Here is a 22,910-nt window from a genome sequence, read left to right as displayed (position 1 = left end):
TGTGGCAAAACAGACTGTCGGGATATGTGAGCTATGCGGCCGGAGCGATGTCCAGCTGACAGAGCACCATCTCACACCGAAGGAAGAAGGCGGTACGTTCCTGCCGACTGCGATGCTTTGCATCCCTTGCCATAAACAGATCCATGCCTTGTATACAAATCAGGAACTGGCAGTTCGACTGTCCGGTATAGAAGAGCTCAGAAGCGATCCAAAGCTTGCCCGGTTTGTCAAATGGATCAGAACACAGCCGCCTGAAAAGCTGATTAAAACAAAGAAGTCCAATGAACGGAAAAAGAAAAAATAAAAAGCAGCCCTCTCCTTGCAGAGCGGCTGCTTTTTATCCGTTTCCAACCATATCCTGATCGCTGACATCGGGGTCTATATAATTTGTCGCGTTGACTGCGTTGTTTAAAAGAAGGAAATCTCCCGTGTTTCCTGCTCCCGAACCGAGCGCAGATTTTGAAGAGCTTTTCGGAGAAAGGTAAAAAGAATCACCAAAGTTCACGACTCCGCCCGATATGGAATTGATAGCTATAGGCCCGACAATTGCTGGCATAGACGACACCCTTTATAGAAGTCTCTGTTTATTATATGCCCGTGCCGGACGATTGTGAGTTTGGGGGAATAATCTGGCGGATATGTTTAATCCGCGCGTCGCCGCGTACGACCGAAGCTGAGCCTGCATGAAAAACGGAAGAGGATGAGACCCCCTGAATTTTGATGTTGCGGACATGAATGACAGGCACCTCATGGCAAAAAGCGGTTTGCACGCCCGTTTCCGGAAGAAGCTTCACAGCGTGCTGCTCAAAAATAGGATAATCCTTTCTATTAAATGAGCCTTCATTTTCATAAAATGTTGAAAGCGAGCGCTGAACAGCGAGCACTTTTATTTTCATATCGATTTCGTTTGTATCGCCTGCTTGAAATACGCTTGCTATACCGAGAGAGTTAAATTTAATCTGTCTGATGTGAGATAGACGCTTAAGCATGATTCGACGGCAGCGGAGCAAACGGACCGATAATAAGAGATTCAGGCGGCGTATCGAAAATGGAAGATAAATAGATGGATTCTGCGTCTCCAATGTGGAAAACAGAGGAACTGGATACACCATTCATTCGGATATCTCCGACTTCGAGGCTGCGGTTAACGACGGTAAAGATCATGCTTGCTCATCTCCTTTTATTTCGGAGGGGATATGTTCGAGAAAATGTTCCACAGCACGGATCACATCACGCTTCACATGCTCAGCGATATGTTCCGCATATTGTTTGGGCGGCGTGTTTTCTTCTTTCTTAATATGGGACATATAATAGTGAATCCGGCTGTCTATTTGTTTTCTGATGTCCTCAATGACATGAAGCCGATTTGTATCGTCAAGCCTGCTGTCATATTGGTTTTCTAGCTGCTCCAAAACAGCCGGGATTTCCTCGGTTAAGTACATGTCGACGTTCTGCCGGATTTGCTGCATGAGCTGGGCGCTCTCTTCCTGCTGCATCATTCCGATTTCCGGTGTAGTCTGGCTCACTTCAAAGTTTTGAACGCTGTTTGGGTCTGTCGGATTTAAACCGATATTCAGCGTGCCGTCGAGCCGTTCGATTTTCAGCTGATCAAATTTATATTCCACACGCTCAATAGTTGTGGCCGGCCGCTGTTTCATGGTATTCATTTCAGTTTGCACCTCTTTCAGCTGCCGTTCGAGCTGCTGAATATGCAGCGCCTGCTGCTGAACGAAGGAATTCAAGTTTTGCAAGTAAGAGGAAACAGATTGATCATACATGTCTTTCACCTCTTTCATATGATTAACGGCCAGGAGGCTGGAGCGGAACCAATGAACCTGTATCGGGCTCCTGTAATTCGACTGGCTGCCCCTGAGCGGAAACCTCGGGAGCCGCTTCTACATAGCTGCCTGTATTGTACAGGTTAGAAAGCGATTTAATAGATCCGGCGCTTCCGATTTGCAGAATGGAGGAGTTGCTGATGGATTCCAGCCGGAGATAGTTAATTTGGATGGTTTGATTGATATAAAAATTCATGAAGCATCACTCCTTTAAGCATTGCCTGCGATCGGCTGATCAACCACATCATTGTCGTACACATTCGTTGCGTTTTTATAATTCATCACCTTAAGGCTGTCACCGGTATTAAAGCTGCCTGCCCCGGCAAACGTTCTGACCTCAGCTTGAGGAGAAATGGTAATGCAGTCTCCGATGTGAACGACTCCGCTCGTACCGACCGCATTAATTTTAAACGCTCCGACAATTGCCGGCATACGAGCACATCCTTTGTTGTTAAATTGAAAAAAGGCAGGTGAAATAAGGACAAGATTTGTTTCTGCTGGGCTATTCACGATAGCTTATGACAAACGCACATTTGTGTGAGAGAAAATTAAATGGGGACATGTCGGAGAGATTGATAAAAAAATCTGTTTATTTTTCAGGTGAAGGCTTAAACATTTCAAAAGCTGGTTATTGTATAGGGCCAGGCGGAAATGCGGCGATGGTGCCGCTGTCCGCCTGCGTGATTGTATATTGTTTTGCGTTGGTGTATGGGCAATAGAGGTACAGAAATGTCTTTCGGAGTAATTCGTGCTGCTGGAGTGTTATCTGCCGTGATGTTTCATGCTGATCCAGAAAGGATCTGCTGAATTGTTCAAAATCTGTTTTCAGGCGGCAAATTCTTGCCCAGAGGCATGTCTCAGGATGTTGCTCAGCAATATGCGGCGGATGATGCGGGAAGCCTTTGAATACATATCATATGATCACACACGGGCGTTTTGCCCCCAAGAGGTGATTTCTTCTTTAATTCGAATATTGAGCAGACTGTCGAGCTCTTGGCTGCATTGAATCGTTTCTTTTGAATTCATACCGTATTTTTGTGCTGTTTTAATTAGCATAACTCTCAGTTCTTCAATTTTTCTGTTCATGAAACAATCTCCAATTCTAGATTTTTATTGTGGTGCATACAGGATATAGATAGTATAACCTATTTTGGCTGAAAAGGTTGCCTTTCGTCAATTTGACTAAAAAAGCGACAATTTTTGCTGCGGTCTTTTTGACTTGCTTTGGTTGAGAAAGGACTATAGTCTTGCCAGATGTACTTGTAAAAAGTCCTGCCGCTCTTCGATTTCGCGCAGGATATTTGCTTGTTCCTTTTCTAACTGTAAGGGGCTTTTTTTTATGTGAGGATCATCGCCTGCTCTTTGACAAATGTCAAAATGCCAGTCTCTGATAAACGGAGACAGACGGTCGATCGTAAATTCCCGGCTCAGCACATTTTTCATGAGTGTGTGATATTGTGCTCGGAAAGCTGGAATGGAGAGAAGTCTTGACGCAAGTGTACGGCCGTTTGTCAATAGAGGGTCCTCTTCAGTAAATCCGTATGCGGCAAGCGCTTTTGTTTCCATGGGAGCGATGTGAAAGCGGCCGGACTCGTTCAAACAAAAGCCGTAATAAAAGGCTTGGCGGGTGCAAACGCTGCCGATTAGCCACAGAAAGAACAGCTTTACATCAAGATACATTTTAATTCGTTCGGCAAATTCTTCATCCTCCGCTGTGCAGATCAAGGTGAGAAATTCACGTAAGTATGCGGTCCGTTGTCTGTTTTCAATGGAAGCTTCGTGTTTGAAAACAGACAGCGGAACCCTCGGATCGGTATCCTTCACTTCATATATGGCTCCTTTCGGAAGCCGGCGATTCATATCGAGCGCATCAATTTTTAAATAAATGCCTTCTCTTTGACCATTGATGATCAAGAAGATGTAGGAAGCATCCTGGGAAGGGACGCCAAGTTGATGAAAAAAACAATAAGCAAGCCTGCGCCGCATCAGTGAAGGATCATCTTGTTCTGCATTCAGATAAAACTTTTTTTCGCTGAGCGGCGACTGTTCACAGTTTATTTCATAGGACGCCTTTTGCAGGGTGTCACGCTGTGTGAGAAGAATGGGAGAAACGGTTCTGTCTGTCAACATCAGTCCCTTGGCAGTCCCCGTTCTGTTAAGCTGCTGCCGACGAAAAAATAAATGTATGCTTTCCATATTCTTTCCTCCTCTTCAGACGCCATTTGTATGATATGTACAGCGAGCCAGTCCCGAAACGGGAATGAAAACACGCATTTGATAAAAAGGAATTTCAGCATTCGACAGAGAATAACTGAAGTAGAACTCTGATTTAAAAGATGATGGAGGAATAACATGAAATTTGCGACAGGGGAACTTTACAACCGAATGTTTGTCGGCCTGATCATTGAAGATGATAAAATTATGGATTTGCAAAGGGCTGAAAAAAAACTGTTTGAACTTGAGACGATTCCGGGATCGCTGATTGAATGTATCGCAGAAGGGGATAAATTTGTTGCGCATGCAAGGCAGCTGGCAGAGTGGGCGAAGAAACCGAATGATGAGCTTGGATCATTTATTTACTCATTATCTGACGTGAAGCTCCATGCACCTATTCCTAAGCCGTCAAAAAATATCATGTGCATCGGCAAAAACTATAGGGATCACGCAATTGAAATGGGCAGTGAGGCTGACATTCCGGAGCATCCGATGGTATTTACCAAATCGCCTGTAACAATCACAGGCCATGGTGATACGGTGAACAGCCATGAAGAAATCACATCTCAGCTTGATTATGAAGGAGAGCTTGCTGTCGTCATCGGAAAAAGCGGCACCCGCATATCAAAAGAAGACGCATATGACCATATTTTCGGATATACGATTGTGAATGACATCACGGCGCGGGATCTGCAAAAAAGGCATAAGCAGTTTTTTATCGGAAAAAGTTTGGATACGACATGTCCGATGGGACCTGTGCTTGTACATAAATCGTTAATTCCCGATCCGGAGCGCCTTAAGGTTGAAACGAGGGTCAACGGCGAGCTGCGCCAATCCGGCTCGGCAAGCGATATGATTTTCTCTGTCGCGGAATTAATCGAAACCCTTTCAATGGGGATGACGCTTGAAGCGGGAGACATCATTGCGACCGGCACGCCGTCTGGTGTAGGAAAAGGCTTTACACCGCCGAAATTTCTGCGGCGAGGCGATCAAATCGACATCACGATTGAACCCATCGGAACGCTGTCAAATCAAATCGGCTAATCATAAGGAGGGCGGCACAGGAACCGCCCGCTTTTTCTGTGGATCATCTTTGTGGCAAAGGACAAGTTCATGGTACTATAAGTGGGGTAATTTATCTGATAGGGGGAACCTGTATGACACATCTACATATTACGACATGGGTGGTGGCGCTGATACTGCTTTTCGTCAGCTACTCGCTCTATTCGTCAGGAAGTGCGAAGGGCGCAAAAATCACTCATATGATTCTGCGGCTATTCTATATCCTTATTATTTTGACAGGAGCTGAGCTGTTTGTCCGTTTCGCCAACTGGAACGGAGAATACGCCGGGAAAATGATTCTTGGCATTATCACCATCGGCCTGATGGAAATGCTCCTCATCCGCAAGAAAAAAGAAAAATCAACTGGCGGCCTATGGATCGGCTTTATCATTGTCCTTGTGCTGACAGTGCTGCTCGGTCTTCATCTGCCGATTGGATTCCGATTATTTTAATAGAAAAACTTGAACCCGGTTCTAAGAGAGTCGGGTTTTTTTTGTATGGTTCCCCCCTGATATTCCAAATCATTTAAAATAACCTTAAAATTCCCTGTAAGCGGTATCTCGGCCTATGAAATTATGATACATTTCAAAAAGATTCATTATTTTACAGGAGGGATAACATGAAACGAAGAAAATTCAGCTCTTTTTTGGCGACAGTGCTAATTTTCGCACTGATCTTCAGCCTTTTTTCTCCGGGAATCAAAGCAGCAGCTGCTGGAACCATTGATGTTGCCGGTGTGCTGGAAAAAGGCAAGGAACAAACAGGAACCATGAAGGAGCCGGAACAGGCGAAATGGTATCAAGTGAATCCGGGAAAGGCAGATATTCAGAAAGACTCTCATATGGCATTGACTGTTAAGAGTGATGCTGTTCTGAATGTATCTGTCTACCCAAGCAAGGAAAAAGCGCTTAAGGATGAGACGTTTGACATGTACCGTTCCTACACAGCTGAGGATGGTAAAAGTGAAATTGTTTTTCCATACGCGTGGAGCGGTCCTTACTATGTGAAAGTTGAATACCTCGGAGAAGAAGAACCAGAGGACGGCGGAACGGCCGAAGCAGCTGAGGAAGCCAAATATACGATTGGATATACAGGCACCAAAAAACAGCCGTCAGATTTAGAGCAGGAAGAAGCTTGTCCGGTGGAAATGAGTGTCGATCAGAAAAAATCGGGAAAAAGCATCCTGGACAAGCTGAGAGCGATTCGTGATGAGCAGCTGAGCCAAACAGCAGAAGGCAAAGAACTGACAAGCCTTTACTACAAAGCGGCGCCGTTTATCGTGGCAAAGCTAGCACTCAATAAAACAGCGAGAAATGAAATCTATCAGGACCTTGTGACATTAAAGCCGCTGTTTGAGGATGTGTCAGAAAACGGAGCTTCTTCTTCATATAAGATGACTGAAAAGGATCAAAAAGCGATCAATCGGCTTTACGATACAGCTTTACAATCAGTCCCGTCTTTCCTTAAAGAGGAGATAAAGAAACAGGCGGAACGATTAAATATCAAGCAGCTGCAAGGCAAAACAGCAGGAGCAATTTTAACAGAAAACAAGATTGCGGCAAAAAGCGAAGTTCAGACAACAAAGGTCATTTTCAAGGTGAAGAACAATAAAAGCCTCTCATCCGTACATAACGAAATGAAGGGCTTTACTGCCAGCGCGCAATCGAAAAAAGACATTTCTAATGTGAAAAAGGCAAAGAAACTGTTTGACAACCTGTACTCTTTTGAACTGCCGAAGGATCAAAAGCAAAGCGGGACATATACGGCAAGCGCAAAACGCGTGAAAAGCGCTGCTGCGACATTATCCAAGATGTCTAACGTAGAGTTTGCGGAACCGGTTCAGGAATACAAAAGCCTGTCTAACGATATACAGTACTCCTATCAGTGGCCGCTTCGAAACAATGGTGAAAACGGCGGCATCAAAAATGCAGATGTCAAATACGAGCCTGCCAGCACATTGTTGTCCAAGCGAAAGCTGAACGATACATTGATTGCGGTTGTGGACACAGGTGTAGACAGTACGCTTGCTGATTTAAAAGGGAAAGTAAGAACCGATCTCGGACACAATTTTGTCGGACGGAATAACAATGCAATGGATGATCAGGGACATGGAACACATGTCGCCGGCATTATTGCCGCCCAAAGCGATAACGGCTATTCCATGACTGGCCTGAACGCCAAAGCGAAAATTATACCGGTTAAGGTGCTTGATTCAACAGGCTCCGGAGATACTGAACAAATTGCACTCGGCATCAAATACGCAGCTGACAAAGGAGCAAAGGTCATTAACTTAAGCTTAGGCGGGGGCTACAGCCGCGTGCTTGAATTTGCTTTGAAATACGCGGCTGACAAAAACGTCCTGGTTGCGGCAGCCAGCGGAAACGACGGAGCCAATTCCTTATCTTACCCAGCTTCCTCTAAATATGTCATGTCAGTCGGAGCGACGAACCGTATGGATATGACAGCAGACTTCTCTAACTACGGGAAAGGTCTCGACATCAGTGCGCCGGGTTCTGATATCCCGAGCTTGGTGCCGAACGGAAATGTGACGTACATGAGCGGAACGTCCATGGCGACACCTTATGCGGCGGCTGCGGCAGGACTGCTGTTTGCACAAAATCCGAAGCTTAAAAGAACAGAAGTGGAGGATATTCTGAAAAAGACAGCGGATGATATTTCCTTTGAAAGCGCCGACGGCGGAGAAGAGGAAATGTATGACGATAATGGCGATCCAATTGAAATTCCCCGCATCCCAGGAGTTGACTGGCATTCCGGATACGGCCGGCTGAATGTGATGCAGGCTGTCAGTGCTGTTGATTTACAGGTAAAGGTCAATAAGCTGGAAAGCACGCAAACAGCCGTCAGAGGAAAAGCGAAGGAAGGCACGCTGATCGAGGTGATGAGCGGCAAGAAAAAACTCGGGAGTGCCAAAGCGGGAAAAGACGGTGCATTCAAAGTCAGCATTCCGACTCAGAAACAAGATAAAGTCCTGCATGTGAAAGCCTCTAAAGGCGATGCAAAAACATCCTTACAAGTGGTTGTCGTGAAAGGAAAACCATCCGGCACACCAAAAGTAAAGGCTGTCAAAACGAAAGACACAGCAGTAAAAGGCACGGCGAACAGCAAAGCGGTGATCAAAGTGAAAGACAAATCGAAAAAAGTGATCGCTTCTGGTAAAGCTGACGCCAAAGGGGCCTTTACGGTAAAAATCAAAAAACAAAAAGCCGGGACGGTGCTGTACGTCACGGCAGCTGATACGGATAAAAAAGAAAGCAAGGCTGTAAAGGTTGTTGTAGAAAAATAAAGAAAAAGCGGTGCCGAAGCACCGCTTTTTTATTTGCGTCCCCGCTGAACCGCTGAATACATAATGGAGCGCTTTCCATCGGAAGCCGTCCATTCGAACCGGTCGCCAGCCGCTCCTTTGCTGTAATGGTGCTGCAGCGCGCATTGGGCGGTGTCGTTTGAGAAGTGATAAAAGGAAACACCCTGCTCCTCTGAGATATCTGAAAAGATCTCTTTATTATAAGAAAACACGCAATCGAATACCGATAAACCAAAGCTGTGTAAATGCTGCAAAAAAGCGAGAAAGGTTTCATCATCCAGCGAATCCAGAAGCGCCATGAGCGGACGTTTTACCGATTTTTCATAGCGTATGCATTCTCCGCCGGAAAGGGAGATGTCCTCTCCGCAGCATGTCAGAACCAATTTGTTCTGGAAGCCGGCCTGCGCCCACTTTCCTTCACGCTGAATCCAGATCGGTCTGTTTTGAAGACTTTCCGCCAGCAGCACATCACCTTCCTCGTTTTCAATTAAACATATGCCGTCTTCGATCAGTATGGTGCCGTATTCCCATTTCTGTTCATCTTTATATAGAAATTGTTTTCGTTTCATAAATGAAGTGCTCTCCTTTTTTCTTCGTTCCTCTCTTTTCTTTCCAATACAAGCCTGTCCCATACAACTCTTTTGTGGACAAATCAACTATCTGTCTATAGATGCATAAACTTACTAAGGTGCTGAAAGAAACGAATTTGATACCGATAGAAACGGGATTGGAGCTGATATCACATGTGTGGAATTACGGGTTGGGTCGACTTTAAAAAGCAGCTCGTCCAAGAAAAACAAACGATGAACAGAATGACAGACACTCTTTCCAAACGGGGGCCTGATGATTCTAACGTTTGGGGAGAGCACCATGTTTTATTCGGACATAAAAGGCTTGCGGTTGTCGATATTGAAGGCGGACGCCAGCCGATGGCATGCACCTATAAAGGGGATACGTACACAATTATTTACAATGGTGAGCTGTATAACACGGAAGATCTGCGCAAAGAGCTGCGGGCGCGGGGTCATCAGTTCGAGCGGACGTCTGATACCGAGGTATTGCTGCACAGCTACATTGAATGGCAGGAGGATTGTGTAGATCATTTGAACGGCATTTTCGCCTTCGCCGTGTGGGATGAAAAGCGTGATTTGCTGTTTGCGGCGAGGGACCGTCTTGGCGTGAAGCCGTTTTTTTATACGGAGCAAGGCTCTTCTTTTCTCTTCGGATCGGAACTCAAAGCCATCCTCGCACACCCCGAGGTGAAAGCGCGGGTGGACAGAACGGGTCTCTCGGAAATTTTCGGGCTTGGACCGTCCAGAACTCCGGGTACAGGCGTGTTTAAAGGCATAAAAGAAGTCCGGCCGGCCCACGCGCTGACGTTTTCTAAAGACGGTCTGAACATATGGCGTTATTGGAATGTCAAAAGCGAGAAACATACGGACAGCTTTGAAGACAGTGTGGCCAATGTGAGATCATTGTTTCAGGATGCGGTGACGCGGCAGCTTGTGTCGGATGTTCCGGTTTGTACGTTCCTATCCGGAGGACTTGATTCGAGTGCCATTACCGCCATTGCCGCAGGTCATTTTGAAAAGGAAGGAAAAGCCCCGCTTCATACTTATTCGATTGATTACGAAGAAAACGATAAATTTTTTCAGGCGAGCGCCTTTCAGCCGAATGACGACGGGCCGTGGATTGAAAAAATGACAGAGGCCTTCGGCACGACGCACCATAAATGTGTCATCAGCCAAAAAGATCTCGTCGATCATTTGGAGGAAGCCGTTCTGGTCAAAGACCTGCCGGGAATGGCTGATGTCGACTCGTCTCTATTGTGGTTTTGCCGTGAAATCAAAAAGGACTTTGTCGTCAGCCTGTCAGGAGAATGCGCGGATGAGATTTTCGGCGGTTATCCCTGGTTCCATACAGCGGACGTTGAGTCCGGTTTTCCGTGGATGAGATCGACAGAAGAGCGGATGAAGCTGCTCTCCGATTCGTGGCAGAAAAAATTGAATTTGAAAGAATACGTATATGCAAAATACGAAGAAACCTTGGCCGAAACGCCATTATTAGACGGTGAAACAGGTGAGGATAAAGCGAGAAGGCAGCTGTTCTATTTGAATATGCTATGGTTTATGACCAATCTTTTGGATCGTAAGGATCGCATGAGCATGGGGGCGAGCCTTGAGGTGCGGGTGCCGTTTGCTGATCATCGGCTCGTTGAATACGTCTGGAATATCCCATGGGAAATGAAAATGCATGACAACCGGGAAAAAGGCATTTTGCGAAAAGCACTTGAAGGCATTTTGCCTGATGACATCTTATATCGTAAAAAAAGCCCGTATCCGAAAACCCACCATCCTGAATATACAAAAGGAGTCAGCGAGTGGCTGAAAGCGATCAGGAGCCAAAAGGACTCCGTGCTCCATACCCTGCTGGACAGAAAACAATTGGATCAGCTTTTAGAGACGGAAGGCTCCTCCTTTCAGGTCCCATGGTACGGACAGCTGATGAAAGGACCGCAGCTGATCGCCCATCTTGCCCAAATTCATACATGGTTTGAGGCATATCGAATTGATATTGAAGAAGCATAAAAGAGAGGCCGATTCTGCAAAAAGGAATCGGCCTTTCTTCATATACAATTGCGAAAAAACATAATAGACTTGAAGAAGTGAATACATAGGAGTGAATAGGAATGAAAGAAATAAAAGAAGCTTATCAGCAATGCGGACAGATTGTCAGCGAATACGCGCCAGCCTGTTTTAAGGCATTCTCATTTCTCCCGCTGAAGCAAAGACAAGCTGTTTGGGCAGTGTTGGCGTTTTGTCATACGACAGCCAGTGCGGACGAGGAGGCGTTACCTGTATTCGAAGCTGAGGCTGAACATGTTTTTCAAAGAACAAGTAACGGGAAACACGATTTGTGGAAGGCGTTTGATCATGCGTATCAGACATTTAGATTAGACAGCGAGCCTTTTCGGGAATTCCTTACCGCAAAGAAAGAAGAATCGAAGACGCATGAAACCCTTGATGAACTGCTCATGGGCGCATATCAGACGGGCGGAAACGCGGGATTAATGCTGCTGCCGATGCTGACGCGCCGAAATCAAGATCAGCTCAAACAAGCAGCCGTCTCTCTCGGCTTGGCCATACAGCTGATTCAAATTTTAAACGATCTTGGCACGGATCAGCACCAAAAAAACTGCATTCCCCGCCAGGTGATGCAGCAATTCGGCTATACAGAGGCCGATCTTCAAAAAGGCACCGTCAATAAAGCGTTCACGTTGACGTGGGAGTACATCGCTTTTGAAGCGGAGGCTTACCTTGAAGAGTGCCTGGATGCCCTGCCGCTTTTCCCTCAGTATTCTCAAAAAGCGGTAAAAGCTGCGGCCCAGCTGTACCGAGCCATTCTGGAAAAAGTCCGAGCGGAGCAGTACAATGTTTTTGAACAAAAGCACGCCTTAACAGACAGCGAAGTAAAACTAATTCTGTCCAAACTGTAAAAAAACACCCGGCTTGTTCTGCCCGGGTGTTACGCCATACCTTTTTGAATCCAGATCCGTGAGCGCCATCTTCTGTACATGAGAATTCCCCGGACCCATTCATCCGCGATAAAAGAAATCCATACACCGGCAAGCCCGAAGCCGAGATGAATGCCGAATAGATAAGCAAGCGGAAGGCCGATGCCCCACATGGAAATCATGGCCATGTAGACCGGGAATTTCGCATCCCCCGCGGCGCGCAGGGAGTTAATGATAATCACATTAAACGAGCGGCCCGGTTCAAGGATGATGGTCATCGCAATCAAAAGGCTTGCAGTGGCAATAATATCAGGACTTTGCGTAAAGATGCCGATAAGGTCTTTTGAAAAGATGGTCATCAAAACAGATGTGGCCGCAGCGATTCCGATCGCCCAATACAAGCTTTTCATGCAGCGCTCATATGCGGCGTCAAACTGTTTGCCGCCGATATAGCGGCCGATTAAAATTTGTGTGCCTTGGCTGATCGCAGTCCCGAAGAGCAGAATAAACATCGTAATATTTTGCGTATACACTTTGGTTGTTAAAGCCTGCGCACCCATGATGGCAATAAAATAAGTGACAATCATTTGCGAAAGGTTATAAGAGAGCTGTTCGCCTGCTGAAGGAATGCCGATTTTCAGCAGCTTGCGCAAATGATCTTTATGCATATGAAATACTTTTTTCAACGACATCTTCAGCTGAATGCGTTTGTTTACAATGACAATCATCGCGATTAATCCGATAACACGCGCGATAGATGTGGACATGGCAACACCGGCAACGCCGAGAACAGGGAAGCCGAACAGACCGAAAATGACAACAAAGTTTCCGGCAATGTTTAAAATGTTCATGCCGATTGTGACAAACATTGTATCCTTTGTGTGGCCGTAGCTTTTTAAGATCGCGCTGAATGTCATGATTAAAGCCTGAATAAAGGACAGACCTCCGACAACTTGTAAAAAGACTTTAGCGTCAGGCATCAGCTCATTTGATAATCCCATCATTTGAAGCAGAGGAACTGCCGCAAAAAAGATGAGAGCGCTGATGGCAAGGCTGATGAAGAAGTTGGCTGCGATTGACACATAAGCGACTTCCATAGCTTCTTTCTTTTGCCGGGATCCTAAAAATTGCGAGATGACAACAGTTGTACCTGTTGCGATAAAGCTGAACATCACGATAATTAAATTCAAAATCTGGTTGCTGACGCCGACTGCCGCCACACTGTTATCTGAGTATTGGCTGAGCATCAGTGTATCAGCATTACCCATAAACATATATAATGAGACCTCAATAAAGATCGGCCAAGTAAGCGAAAATAATGAGAACGATTTGTCAGCGGGTTTTTTCAAAGCAGTTGATTTGAAGACAGCTTGTTTCATAGTGTCTAACCCCTTTCGTAAATAAAATCAACGTTTTAAAGTGTACCTCCATTTCCTTATAATAAAAAGGGAGAGAAACGATACTTCTTGCAAAAATCCGACTTAAAAAGGAGGATGATCAAATTGCCTCGCATCCTGTTTACAGTCCCGCCTTTTCCGGTGTTTATTGCAGCCGGAGAAGGTGTTTTTAAAAAAGGAGAAACCCATGTCAAACGTGTTTTCTCTGTATTTGATCTGATATACGTCAAGCAGGGGACGTTATATATCACTGAAAATGAAAAATCGTTCTCCGTTGAAGGGGGCGAATATATCTTGCTTTCTCCCGGTCTTGAACACTATGGGACAAAGGGCAGTGATGAAGCGACCTCCTATTATTGGCTTCACTTTGATGAACATAGATACGAATTTACCGCAAAAGGGGGCAGCAATTGGGCAGAGCTTCAGCAGGAAAAGGGGAGCTTCGAGGAACCGGCCCGCTACGGACTTGCATTGCCGAGAAAAGGCAAGGTGCAGCGCCCGCAATTTATGGCGCAGCAATTTGAAAGACTTATTGATTATTCTGCAGAAAACTCCGATTTGCCGCTCAGAAAACAAATTTTGTTTGAGGAGCTGATGCTGCACCTGCAAAAAGAGGCGTTCCAAATTCCATCTGCAAAAGAGCGGGTGGCATGGGAGGCGGCCCGATACTTACAGGAGCATTATAAGGAGAAAACGACAATCAAGGATCTGTCGCTCGCCCTGCACTATAATCAGGATTACGTGACCCGCTGCATGCAGCAAGTGCTTGGAGTCACGCCGGGCCAATACACAAATCGGGTGAGAATGACTGAAGCCAAGCGCCTTTTATCCTCGACAAATGATAAAATGGGCGTCATCGCGGAAACGATTGGAATGGAGGACCCGACATACTTTTCAAAGCTCTTTAAGCAAATTGAAGGCATTTCACCAATTGAATACCGGAAGATTGTCAGCCGGAAAGTCCAATAAGCAGACGAGGGATGAAGATGAAAACGACAATTTACGATGTGGCGAGGAAGGCGGGTGTCTCGATCACGACCGTATCGCGCGTCATTAACCATACGGGCCGTATCAGCGACAAAACAAGGCAAAGGGTCATGAATGTAATGAAGGAAATGGAGTACACGCCCAATGTCCACGCCGCTGCTTTAACGGGAAAGCGAACCAATATTATCGGCCTTGTGACGCCTGATATTTCAAATCCGTTTTACGGCGAGCTCGCGAAAAGCATAGAGGAAAGAGCGGATGAGCTTGGTTTTCAGATAATCATTTGCAGTACCGATTACGATCCGAAAAAAGAAACGAAATATTTTTCTGTCTTAAAGCAAAAAAACGTAGACGGCATCATTTTTGCGACAGGAATTGAGAATCATGACAGCATGGCCGCCTTAGAGGAAATCATTAACGAACATATCCCGCTCGCCATGATTTCTCAGGATAAGCCTCTTCTTCCGATGGATATCGTCGTAATGGATGATGTGCTCGGCGGGTATGAGGCTGCCAAGCATCTTCTATCACTGGGCCACACAAAGATCGCCTGCATTGTGGGTGATGGGTCAACGACAGGTGAAAAAGACAGAGTCAAAGGATTCCGGCAGGCGATGGAGGAAGCGAATGTGCCGGTCGATGAGTCGCTGATCATTCCGACACGCTTCTCTTTGGAAAGCGGAAAAGAAGAGGCTGGAAAATTGCTGGACAGGGATACGCCTACGGCTATTTTCGCTTTTAACGATGTATTGGCCTGTGCTGCCATTCAGGCGGCGAGAATAAGAGGCATGAAAGTCCCGGATGACCTGTCCATCATTGGTTTTGATAACACCATACTCGCTGATATGGTCGATCCGCCCCTGACTACAATAGCCCAGCCGATTAAAGAAATGGGGCAGCGCGTCATTGAACTGCTGGCGGAAGAAATCGAAGGAAAACGAAAGACAAAACAAAAAATAGTGTTATCACCTGAGCTAGTGATCAGACATTCTACATCACCGTTCAAGAAAAGAATCCGATAATGCAGCGGGTTCTTTTCTTTTTGACAGAGAAGACGAAAAAGATATTGCATGGGAACAAAGGACATTGTAAAATGAAATCACCTTTTGAGAAAGCGCTTGCGCAATAAATATCAGCCAAATAGTGGGTAAACCGCTATTTTTTTAAAGCATTTTGGTGAAACGTTTTCATTAGGCGGTAAAAAAGGAATATGAGGAGATGAGGACATGGGGAATCGAGTAAGATGCGCGGTATTAGGGTTAGGGAGACTGGGACACTATCATGCAAGAAACCTTATGACCAGTGTTCCGGGAGCTGAGCTTGTCAGTGTCGGTGATCCGATGAAAGGGAAAGCCGAGCAGGTCGCTAAAGAATTCGGGCTTGAAAAATGGTCGGAGGATCCGCATGAGATTTTAGCAGATCCCGAGATTGATGCAGTGGTCATCGTAACGCCGACAAGCACACATGGGGAAATGATCATCAAAGCGGCGGAAAACGGCAAGCAGATTTTCGTTGAAAAACCGCTGACATTAAGCCTTGAGGAATCAAAGGCGGTTTCTGAAAAAATAAAAGAAACAGGTGTCATCTGCCAAGTCGGTTTTATGAGGCGTTTTGATCCTGCATATGCGGATGCGAAACGGCGGATAGATGCGGGTGAGATCGGCAAACCCATTTATTATAAAGGCTTTACACGCGACCAGGGAGCGCCTCCCGCTGAGTTTATCAAACATAGCGGAGGGATCTTTATCGACTGTTCCATCCATGACTACGATATTGCCCGTTATTTGCTCGGAGCGGAGATTACTTCTGTTTCCGGACACGGCCGGATTTTAAACAACCCGTTTATGGAACAATACGGCGATGTTGATCAAGCGCTGACGTATTTAGAATTTGATTCCGGCGCAGCTGGGGACGTTGAGGCAAGCAGAACTTCTCCATACGGACATGACATCCGTGCAGAAATTATCGGGACAGAAGGCAGTATTTTCATAGGGACATTGAGAAATCAACATGTGACCATCCTGACCGCTAAAGGGAGCAGCTATGAGATTATCCCAGACTTTCAAACTCGTTTTCATGAAGCCTACTGCTTGGAGCTTCAGCATTTTGCTGAGTGTGTCCGGAGTGGTAAAGCGCCGATTGTGACAGATATCGATGCGACGATCAATTTAGAAGTCGGCATCGCCGCAACCCATTCGTATCGAAGCGGCAGGCCTGTACAGTTGGATGAGAAGAGTGCTTTCACTAGTTTGTCAACCTTATCATGATACCTATAGCTTCCGTATTCCTGCAAATTCTTATCAAAAAAGCAAGGACAATTTAGCCCTTGCTTTCTGTCTTTTCATATAGATAATAGACATAATCGGTAGGTACACCTGTATGGCCAAGCTGCCTCAGCATTGCGGTCACGTTCCCTCTGTGATACGTGCCATGGTTGACGACATGCAGGATGACGTCTGCATAAGTTGTTTCTAGTGTTCCATGTGTCGGATGCTGAAATGAAACTTGCTGTTCAAAGTCCGTCTGGCGGCTGAAGAAATCATGATACTGTGCCTGCAGTTCAGCTACATGCTCTTTAATCGCTGCCATATTACGATGTGCAGCCTCGAATTTGCCGACACTGTCTATCACCTCTTTGTAGGTTGCTCCTGAAAGAGTTTTCAGCCATATGTAGTCAGCCCTGCACATATGAAGCAGCACGTCGCTGACAGAAGGGAATACGCTCTTTACTTCTTGATAAGCCGTTTCCTCCGGCAGGTTTTCGATATGGTTCAATACTCGCTTGTTCGCCCAGCAATGGTAGTCATAAAACTGTCTTGCATCAGTCACAAACATCGCCCCCTTTTCTAAATAATAGAATTCGATGTTTAGGCTGTGTTTTCCTTCAGTTAACGAAAGATCGAGAACAAGAAATAGACGGCGGCAGCCCACATTACCACCGCAGAACATTTGTTTACGATTAGCATAAGCCTGCCGCTTGTATCCATTGTCTGAAACAGCCGGCCCGCTATCGCAAGACTGATAAACCAAATCCAAGACACAGCGATGCAGGCGGTCATAAAGAGCCATTTCTCAAGCCCTGAATATTGGAGCGAGCTCGTGCCGATGATGCCGATCGTGTCCAGAATAGCGTGTGGGTTTAAAAGAGAAACGGCGGCCGCAAACGCAGCTTGTTTTTTAGCTGTGAACGTATGTTTCTCATTTTGGTTTGCTTTCGGACGGCTGTTCCAAGTCACCCAGCCCATATAGAGAAGAAACAAAAATCCGCCGGTCATGATGACGGTTTCAAACATAGGCAGCTGTTGCACGATGACAGATACGCCTGCGACAGCTAAAACAATTAACAGAGTATCGCATATAGAAGCGCTAATGATGGCGGGGAGTGCCCGCCAAATATGCCTTTGCCACGCTCCCTGCTGAAAAATAAACACATTCTGCGCCCCCAGCGGCAAAATTAAGCCGAAGGCCAGCACGATTCCGTGAATCATTGCATTCATGCTGAAAAAACTCCCTTCACATCTGTTTTTCTCATGATAATAGAGAAGATTTTACATGTCTCCGGCCATTTGGTTGGTTTTGAACCCAGCCAAATGTATAATGATGAAAAAAGGGGGCGTAACGTTGTCACATTGGCAGCCGAGTCGTGAATCGGACATTCCGCTTCATCGGCAAATCGAGCAATATATAAAAGAAAAAATTCTCCATGGCGAGTGGGCTGTAGGGACGAAAATTCCGTCGCAAAGAACGCTGGCGGATATGTTTCAGGTTAACCGGAGCACAGTGACAGCGGCGATTGATGAACTCGCGTCTCAAGGTCTGTTAGAGGGGAGAAGAGGCGGCGGCACGAAGGTAGTAAACAGCACATGGAGCGTGCTTGCGTCAGCTCCGCCGCTTGATTGGAGCACCTATGTCCGCTCAGGGATTCATCATCCCAATTCTTCTATCATTCAGGATATTAATAAAAACGAGGTGCGAGCGGATATCATTCGGCTGGGAACGGGAGAGCTTTCACCAGAGCTGCTGCCGGCTGAAACGATGAGCAGGATGTTTCAGCAAATCAATCCGCCTGCCCTGTCTTTAGGATACGAACAGCCGAAAGGAAATATAAACCTGCGGGAGGCGGTGGCTGAGCATTTAAAAACAAAGCATATCAATGTGTCACCTTCCGCCATTTTAATTGTATCCGGCGCACTGCAGGCGCTCCAGCTCATTTCGATTGGGCTTTTAAAGCGGGATTCAGTCATTTTGACAGAAAAATCATCCTATCTTCACTCTTTACATGTGTTTCAATCCGCAGGGATGCGGCTTCGCGGCGTGCCTATGGATGAAGAAGGAATGCAGCCGGGACTGATTTCAGCTTACCGGAAGCAATACGGGGGCCAGCTGCTTTACACGATCCCGTCGTTTCATAATCCGACTGGCATCGTCATGTCAGAGAGGAGAAGGGAAGAGGTTGTCAATTTGTCAAAAAAAGAGCAGCTGCCGGTCATTGAGGATAATGCGTACGGTGATTTGTGGTTGGAAGAACAGCCGCCGCTGCCGTTAAAGTCGATGGATCAGGAAGGCAATGTCCTGTATCTCGGCACGTTTTCGAAAACAGTAAGCCCCGGTCTTCGAATCGGCTGGCTGGTCGGCCCGGAACCAGTTATTGAAAGGCTGGCTGACATTAAAATGCAGACGGATTACGGATCAAGCGGCCTGTCTCAATGGGCAGCGGCGCAATGGCTGTCACAAGGTTATTATGATGAACATCTCGCTTGGGTAAGAGTGGAACTGAAGAAAAGGAGAGACGAGGCACTTCAGTTTCTTCAGCAGTATGCAGGGGATATAGCCGAGTGGCGCATTCCAGCCGGCGGCTTTTATATATGGGTCACATTCCACAAACAACTGCCTGTTAGGCAGCTGTTTCTTGAATTATTGAAACAGCATGTGCTGGTGAACCCCGGTTCCGTTTATGACGGCGAAGACCGGCGCAGCATCCGGCTGTCGTATTCCTATGCGTCTCTTCACGATCTGAAAACCGGCATTAAGGCGGCTGCAGAGACAGCCCGCCGCCTGATGACACAGGCTTAAGCTAGACGATGACAGCCCCCAGCGCTCTCGCAAAGGCCATTGCGTGCTCCGGAGCAATTTTGCAGCCTTTTAATTTGTCTAGTGAAACATGGATCTGTTCAAATCTGCAGGAGCTGATGTCCACGTTTTGAAGTGACGTACCGGTAAAGTTGGCGCCCTCCAGTTCGCATGCATCAAAGTGTGTCTGCTGGAGCGCCATGCTGCTGCATTCACTTTGCAGTAGGACACAATGATGAAACAGAACGTGTTTCATGTTCGAATAATAAAATGAACTGAATTGTCCATGACATTCCTCGAACGACACATTCCGCAGCGTTGAGTCCGCCAGGTTCATCCCGACCATCTTCGATTGCTTAAATAAAGTTCTGTGAAGAACAGCCCCGCTGAAATCAGCGTTCGATACATCACATTTTTCGAAAATCACATCTGTCAGCTCAATAAAACGAAAGGAAACATCGATAAACATGACATTCCGAAATACGGTTTTTTCAATACAAAGCCTGTCTATGTCTTCACCGGAAATTGAACAATCTTCAAATAAATGCATGCTGATTACATCATCTGTTGCAGCCGTTTCATGAAAATCGGCAACTTGCAGGTTTTCTGGTACGTACGGTTTTTGAATCGCTGTTTTATTCATCATCTGACATCCTTTACATTCCTGAATGACCTAAAGCTATCAGGATCAATTTCATAGATCGTTTACGCGAATTGATACATATAGTAAAACGTGAAGGGCCTTTTCTGGGTGCTGCAAGCCCGCTTGTTTTGTAAGCATAAATGCAAAGCTTCCAGCACGTCAAGGCGTTTACAAGACCGGAAAGAAAAGGGAACAGGAGGAATGTGGAGTGGGGCATTACGTAAAAACCGAGGAGCATGTGACACTGTTTGTGGAGGATATCGGGCAGGGAAGGCCGATTATTTTTTTGCATGGCTGGCCGCTGAATCATAAGATGTTTGAATATCAAATGAATGAGCTGCCGAAAAGAGGTTTCCGTTTTATTGGTATCGATTTTCGGGGCTACGGGGATTCCGACCGTCCGTGGGAAGGCTACGATTATGACACGATGGCAGATGACGTGAAGGCCGTCATTTATACGCTGCAGCTTGAGAACGCGGTTCTTGCCGGTTTTTCGATGGGCGGCGCAATTGCGATCCGCTACATGGCAAGGCATGAGAGCGCCGATATCGATAAACTGGTTTTATTGTCAGCTGCCGCGCCTGCATTTACAAAGCGCCCGGGCTATCCGTACGGCATGAGGAAACAGGACATTGATGACATGATTGAACAATTCAAAAGCGATCGGCCGAAGACGCTTGCTGACCTGGGAAAGCAGTTTTTCGAGAAACAAGTCTCTCCGGAGTTCCAGCAATGGTTTCAGAACCTTTTGCTGGATGCTTCCTCTTACGGGACAATTCACTCAGGCATTGCGTTAAGAGACGAGGATCTCAGAAAGGATCTGGCAGACATCAAGGTGCCGACACTCATCCTGCACGGCAGAAAGGACAAAATTGCTCCGTTTGATTTTGCTAGAGAATTAAAACGCGGCATAAAGCAGTCGGAATTGGTTCCATTTGAAAACAATGGACACGGGCTCTTTTATGAGGAAAAAGAAAAAATCAACAGCCTGATTGCGCAGTTTGCTAAATAAAAAAACCCGATCAATGTCGGGTTTTTTAAATAATGCCTTTGCGCTGCAATTCTTTGATGATCAAATCAGCTCCGTCCGTAATGGACGTTTGGTCAGATTCAATGATCAAATCGGGAGAAAGAGGTGCTTCATATGGAGAATCAATCCCCGTGAAATGTTTAATGTCTCCGTTGCGCGCTTTTTTATAAAGGCCTTTCGGATCCCGCTGTTCACAAATCTGGAGCGGGCATTTCACATAAATTTCCAGAAATTCTCCGTCGGGAAACAGCGCTCTGACCATATCCCGATCCTCTCTGAACGGAGAAATAAAAGCTGTTAAGATCATTTGGCCGCTATCGACAAACAGCTTCGCGACTTCCCCAATCCGGCGGATGTTTTCAATTCTGTCCTCAGTCCGAAAGCCGAGATCTTGATTCAATCCGTGGCGGATATTATCGCCGTCCAGCACATAACTCCGAATTCCCATGCGATAGAGCTTTTCATCTACTGCATTGGCGAGGACTGATTTTCCTGAGCCGGACAGACCGGTAAACCAAAGGGCGCAGCTTTTATGTCCGTTTAAACTTTGTCTGTCAGATTTTTTGATCGCCGCGGGATGCCAAACGATATTTGGATTATGTGTCATTCTGATCCCTCGCTGTTTCTCTGAATGGCAACAGGCTGCTGATGGAGCCCCTTTATCAGTACGTTTGCGACCTCTGGCCGGCTGAATTCTTTCGGGGGCTTTTTGCCTTGGCGGAGAAGCTCCCTCACTTTGGTGCCTGATAAATGGATGTGATCTCTTGCGCTGTGCGGGCACGTTTTGGAGGTGCCCATATTTCCGCATTTCCGGCAGTAAAAGCTATGCTCAAAAAACAACGGCTTGATACCCAGCTCTTCCTCGGTGAACGATCCGAAAATGGTCTGTGCGTCGTACGTTCCGTAATAGCTGCCGACGCCTGCATGATCGCGGCCGACGATAAAATGGGTGCAGCCGTAATTTTTGCGGACGAGCGCATGGAAAATCGCTTCACGCGGTCCGGCATACCGCATGGCGGCAGGGAACACCGATAACATCACCCGGTCCTTTGGATAATACTGGTCAAGCAAAACTTGATAGCTTTCCATTCTGATATCACTCGGAATATCATCTGATTTCGTTTCTCCTACTAGCGGATGAAGCAGCAGACCGTCGACGGTTTCCAACGCTGTTTTTTGAATATATTCATGGGCTCTGTGAACGGGATTTCGCGTCTGAAAGCCGACAATCGTTTTCCAGCCGAGCTTTTCAAAGGCCGTTCTCGTTTCCGCCGGCGCTGCATAAAACTGTTCGAAGGACTTGTCGGGAAAGCGGCTGACAAGGATAGGCCCTCCAATATAAAAGTCCGGCCGCTCCAGCAACTTTTTCACTCCGGGGTGAGCGGGATCGTTTGTTTTATAAACAGACAGCGCCTCCAGTGTTTTATCTGGCTGATAGATATCAGTCACTGTCATCATGCCGTACGTCACGCCGTGTTTCACAAGCTTCACGTGATTTCCGACAGACAGCTGTTTTGCTGTTTCTTCACTGACAGGCAGCGTAATAGGCAGGCTCCACGGCAAACCGTTCGCCAGCCTCATCTCTTTCACAACGGAATGATAATCTTTTTCTCCCAAAAAACCTGTTAACGGGCTGTAGCCGCCAATCCCGATAAGCTCGAGGTCGCTCAGTGCCAGCTGATCAAGCTCAGCTTCGCAAGTGCAGCCATCAAAAGTGCATGCGGGATCGAAGCGGTTGATTAACACCCCTCCATGGGGCTCGATTGCATTCACGTGCTTAACCTCCATCTTTGCGATTTACGTTGTTTTTAACAGTCTGGACGGGCTTCTTCT

25 protein-coding genes and 1 pseudogene are annotated in these 22,910 nt (G+C 46.4%); 11 read left to right on the top strand and 15 right to left on the bottom strand.

Annotated elements, in window-relative coordinates; translation table 11 throughout:
• Window position 1: 1 nt before the first annotated feature.
• Window positions 2-304, top strand: a complete 303-nt coding sequence (locus tag NST16_RS12355; protein WP_340887000.1) for an HNH endonuclease — start codon at window positions 2-4, stop codon at window positions 302-304.
• A 33-nt stretch (window positions 305-337) separates the two neighbouring features.
• Here NST16_RS12355 and NST16_RS12350 read toward each other — a convergent pair whose 3' ends face one another.
• The 8 genes from NST16_RS12350 to NST16_RS12315 all read right to left on the bottom strand — a co-directional run bounded on the left by NST16_RS12350 (window position 338) and on the right by NST16_RS12315 (window position 4,034).
• Window positions 338-556 (bottom strand): spore germination protein, encoded by a 219-nt coding sequence (locus NST16_RS12350; RefSeq protein ID WP_010333667.1) that lies wholly within the window; start codon window positions 554-556, stop codon window positions 338-340.
• A 31-nt stretch (window positions 557-587) separates the two neighbouring features.
• Complete coding sequence (locus NST16_RS12345; RefSeq protein WP_268447685.1) at window positions 588-989, bottom strand: spore germination protein GerPE; 402 nt, start codon at window positions 987-989, stop codon at window positions 588-590.
• Window positions 982-1,164, bottom strand: a complete 183-nt coding sequence (gerPD, locus tag NST16_RS12340; RefSeq protein ID WP_010333669.1) for a spore germination protein GerPD — start codon at window positions 1,162-1,164, stop codon at window positions 982-984. The genes NST16_RS12345 and gerPD overlap by 8 nt, the downstream gene beginning before the upstream one ends.
• Window positions 1,161-1,778, bottom strand: a complete 618-nt coding sequence (locus tag NST16_RS12335) for a spore germination protein GerPC (protein WP_340886996.1) — start codon at window positions 1,776-1,778, stop codon at window positions 1,161-1,163. The genes gerPD and NST16_RS12335 overlap by 4 nt, the downstream gene beginning before the upstream one ends.
• Before the next feature lie 22 nt (window positions 1,779-1,800).
• Window positions 1,801-2,034, bottom strand: a complete 234-nt coding sequence (locus tag NST16_RS12330) for a spore germination protein GerPB (RefSeq protein WP_003224438.1) — start codon at window positions 2,032-2,034, stop codon at window positions 1,801-1,803.
• Between the two features lie 14 nt (window positions 2,035-2,048).
• Window positions 2,049-2,270, bottom strand: a complete 222-nt coding sequence (locus NST16_RS12325) for a spore germination protein (RefSeq protein ID WP_010333672.1) — start codon at window positions 2,268-2,270, stop codon at window positions 2,049-2,051.
• Between the two features lie 489 nt (window positions 2,271-2,759).
• On the bottom strand, window positions 2,760-2,924 hold the full coding sequence (locus NST16_RS12320; protein ID WP_010333673.1) for an aspartyl-phosphate phosphatase Spo0E family protein: 165 nt from the start codon (window positions 2,922-2,924) through the stop codon (window positions 2,760-2,762).
• A gap of 153 nt (window positions 2,925-3,077) precedes the next feature.
• Window positions 3,078-4,034 carry a CotH kinase family protein gene (locus NST16_RS12315; protein WP_340886991.1) on the bottom strand — a complete coding sequence of 319 codons (957 nt, stop codon included), beginning with the start codon at window positions 4,032-4,034 and terminating at the stop codon, window positions 3,078-3,080.
• Window positions 4,035-4,190: 156 nt separating this feature from the next.
• Between NST16_RS12315 and NST16_RS12310 the strand changes: the two genes are divergently transcribed.
• The 3 genes from NST16_RS12310 to NST16_RS12300 all read left to right on the top strand — a co-directional run bounded on the left by NST16_RS12310 (window position 4,191) and on the right by NST16_RS12300 (window position 8,418).
• Window positions 4,191-5,096: a fumarylacetoacetate hydrolase family protein gene (locus tag NST16_RS12310; RefSeq protein WP_268447687.1), complete on the top strand. Its 906-nt coding sequence runs from the start codon at window positions 4,191-4,193 to the stop codon at window positions 5,094-5,096.
• A 113-nt stretch (window positions 5,097-5,209) separates the two neighbouring features.
• Complete coding sequence (locus NST16_RS12305) at window positions 5,210-5,566, top strand: YisL family protein (protein WP_010333676.1); 357 nt, start codon at window positions 5,210-5,212, stop codon at window positions 5,564-5,566.
• Between the two features lie 167 nt (window positions 5,567-5,733).
• Window positions 5,734-8,418 carry a peptidase S8 gene (locus NST16_RS12300; protein ID WP_340886986.1) on the top strand — a complete coding sequence of 895 codons (2,685 nt, stop codon included), beginning with the start codon at window positions 5,734-5,736 and terminating at the stop codon, window positions 8,416-8,418.
• A 29-nt stretch (window positions 8,419-8,447) separates the two neighbouring features.
• Here the strand turns inward: NST16_RS12300 and NST16_RS12295 are convergent, their stop codons facing one another.
• The gene (locus NST16_RS12295; RefSeq protein ID WP_340886983.1) at window positions 8,448-9,005 is read right to left on the bottom strand and encodes a DUF2777 domain-containing protein; all 558 of its coding nucleotides are present in this window, start codon (window positions 9,003-9,005) and stop codon (window positions 8,448-8,450) included.
• Window positions 9,006-9,179: 174 nt separating this feature from the next.
• Here NST16_RS12295 and asnB point away from each other — a divergent pair, with 174 nt between their 5' ends.
• Together asnB and NST16_RS12285 are read left to right on the top strand one after the other, a co-directional pair.
• The gene (gene asnB / locus NST16_RS12290) at window positions 9,180-11,024 is read left to right on the top strand and encodes an asparagine synthase (glutamine-hydrolyzing) (protein WP_268446719.1); all 1,845 of its coding nucleotides are present in this window, start codon (window positions 9,180-9,182) and stop codon (window positions 11,022-11,024) included.
• Window positions 11,025-11,105: 81 nt separating this feature from the next.
• Window positions 11,106-11,932: pseudogene (locus NST16_RS12285) on the top strand (phytoene/squalene synthase family protein).
• Between the two features lie 29 nt (window positions 11,933-11,961).
• Here NST16_RS12285 and NST16_RS12280 read toward each other — a convergent pair.
• Complete coding sequence (locus NST16_RS12280) at window positions 11,962-13,329, bottom strand: MATE family efflux transporter (protein WP_340886975.1); 1,368 nt, start codon at window positions 13,327-13,329, stop codon at window positions 11,962-11,964.
• Between the two features lie 123 nt (window positions 13,330-13,452).
• Between NST16_RS12280 and NST16_RS12275 the strand changes: the two genes are divergently transcribed.
• From NST16_RS12275 to NST16_RS12265, 3 genes are all read left to right on the top strand, one after another.
• Window positions 13,453-14,316 carry an AraC family transcriptional regulator gene (locus NST16_RS12275; protein ID WP_010333682.1) on the top strand — a complete coding sequence of 288 codons (864 nt, stop codon included), beginning with the start codon at window positions 13,453-13,455 and terminating at the stop codon, window positions 14,314-14,316.
• Window positions 14,317-14,333: 17 nt separating this feature from the next.
• Window positions 14,334-15,356 (top strand): LacI family DNA-binding transcriptional regulator, encoded by a 1,023-nt coding sequence (locus tag NST16_RS12270; protein ID WP_340886971.1) that lies wholly within the window; start codon window positions 14,334-14,336, stop codon window positions 15,354-15,356.
• A 204-nt stretch (window positions 15,357-15,560) separates the two neighbouring features.
• Window positions 15,561-16,601, top strand: coding sequence for a Gfo/Idh/MocA family oxidoreductase (locus NST16_RS12265; protein ID WP_268504842.1), 1,041 nt, complete (start codon window positions 15,561-15,563; stop codon window positions 16,599-16,601).
• A 52-nt stretch (window positions 16,602-16,653) separates the two neighbouring features.
• Here the strand turns inward: NST16_RS12265 and NST16_RS12260 are convergent, their stop codons facing one another.
• Window positions 16,654-17,163 carry a DinB family protein gene (locus tag NST16_RS12260; RefSeq protein ID WP_026014686.1) on the bottom strand — a complete coding sequence of 170 codons (510 nt, stop codon included), beginning with the start codon at window positions 17,161-17,163 and terminating at the stop codon, window positions 16,654-16,656.
• A 59-nt stretch (window positions 17,164-17,222) separates the two neighbouring features.
• A complete protein-coding gene (locus tag NST16_RS12255; protein WP_340886965.1) occupies window positions 17,223-17,831 on the bottom strand; it encodes a LysE/ArgO family amino acid transporter in 609 nt (202 codons plus the stop codon).
• A gap of 103 nt (window positions 17,832-17,934) precedes the next feature.
• Between NST16_RS12255 and NST16_RS12250 the strand changes: the two genes are divergently transcribed.
• Window positions 17,935-19,407 (top strand): aminotransferase-like domain-containing protein, encoded by a 1,473-nt coding sequence (locus NST16_RS12250; protein WP_340888355.1) that lies wholly within the window; start codon window positions 17,935-17,937, stop codon window positions 19,405-19,407.
• A gap of 1 nt (window position 19,408) precedes the next feature.
• Here the strand turns inward: NST16_RS12250 and NST16_RS12245 are convergent, their stop codons facing one another.
• Window positions 19,409-20,047, bottom strand: coding sequence for a pentapeptide repeat-containing protein (locus NST16_RS12245; protein ID WP_168747384.1), 639 nt, complete (start codon window positions 20,045-20,047; stop codon window positions 19,409-19,411).
• A 208-nt stretch (window positions 20,048-20,255) separates the two neighbouring features.
• Between NST16_RS12245 and NST16_RS12240 the strand changes: the two genes are divergently transcribed.
• Window positions 20,256-21,059, top strand: coding sequence for an alpha/beta fold hydrolase (locus NST16_RS12240; RefSeq protein ID WP_168747385.1), 804 nt, complete (start codon window positions 20,256-20,258; stop codon window positions 21,057-21,059).
• Between the two features lie 25 nt (window positions 21,060-21,084).
• Here NST16_RS12240 and cysC read toward each other — a convergent pair whose 3' ends face one another.
• Window positions 21,085-21,684, bottom strand: coding sequence for an adenylyl-sulfate kinase (cysC, locus tag NST16_RS12235; RefSeq protein WP_010333690.1), 600 nt, complete (start codon window positions 21,682-21,684; stop codon window positions 21,085-21,087).
• The gene (sat, locus tag NST16_RS12230) at window positions 21,681-22,850 is read right to left on the bottom strand and encodes a sulfate adenylyltransferase (protein ID WP_168747387.1); all 1,170 of its coding nucleotides are present in this window, start codon (window positions 22,848-22,850) and stop codon (window positions 21,681-21,683) included. The genes cysC and sat overlap by 4 nt, the downstream gene beginning before the upstream one ends.
• Window positions 22,851-22,910 lie beyond the last annotated feature (60 nt).

The sequence above is a fragment of the Bacillus sp. FSL K6-1005 genome (assembly GCF_038000225.1).
GTDB classification, from domain to species: domain Bacteria; phylum Bacillota; class Bacilli; order Bacillales; family Bacillaceae; genus Bacillus; species Bacillus mojavensis.
Note: the sequence above shows the minus strand (reverse complement) of the source record. Positions and strands in the feature narration are given on the sequence as shown.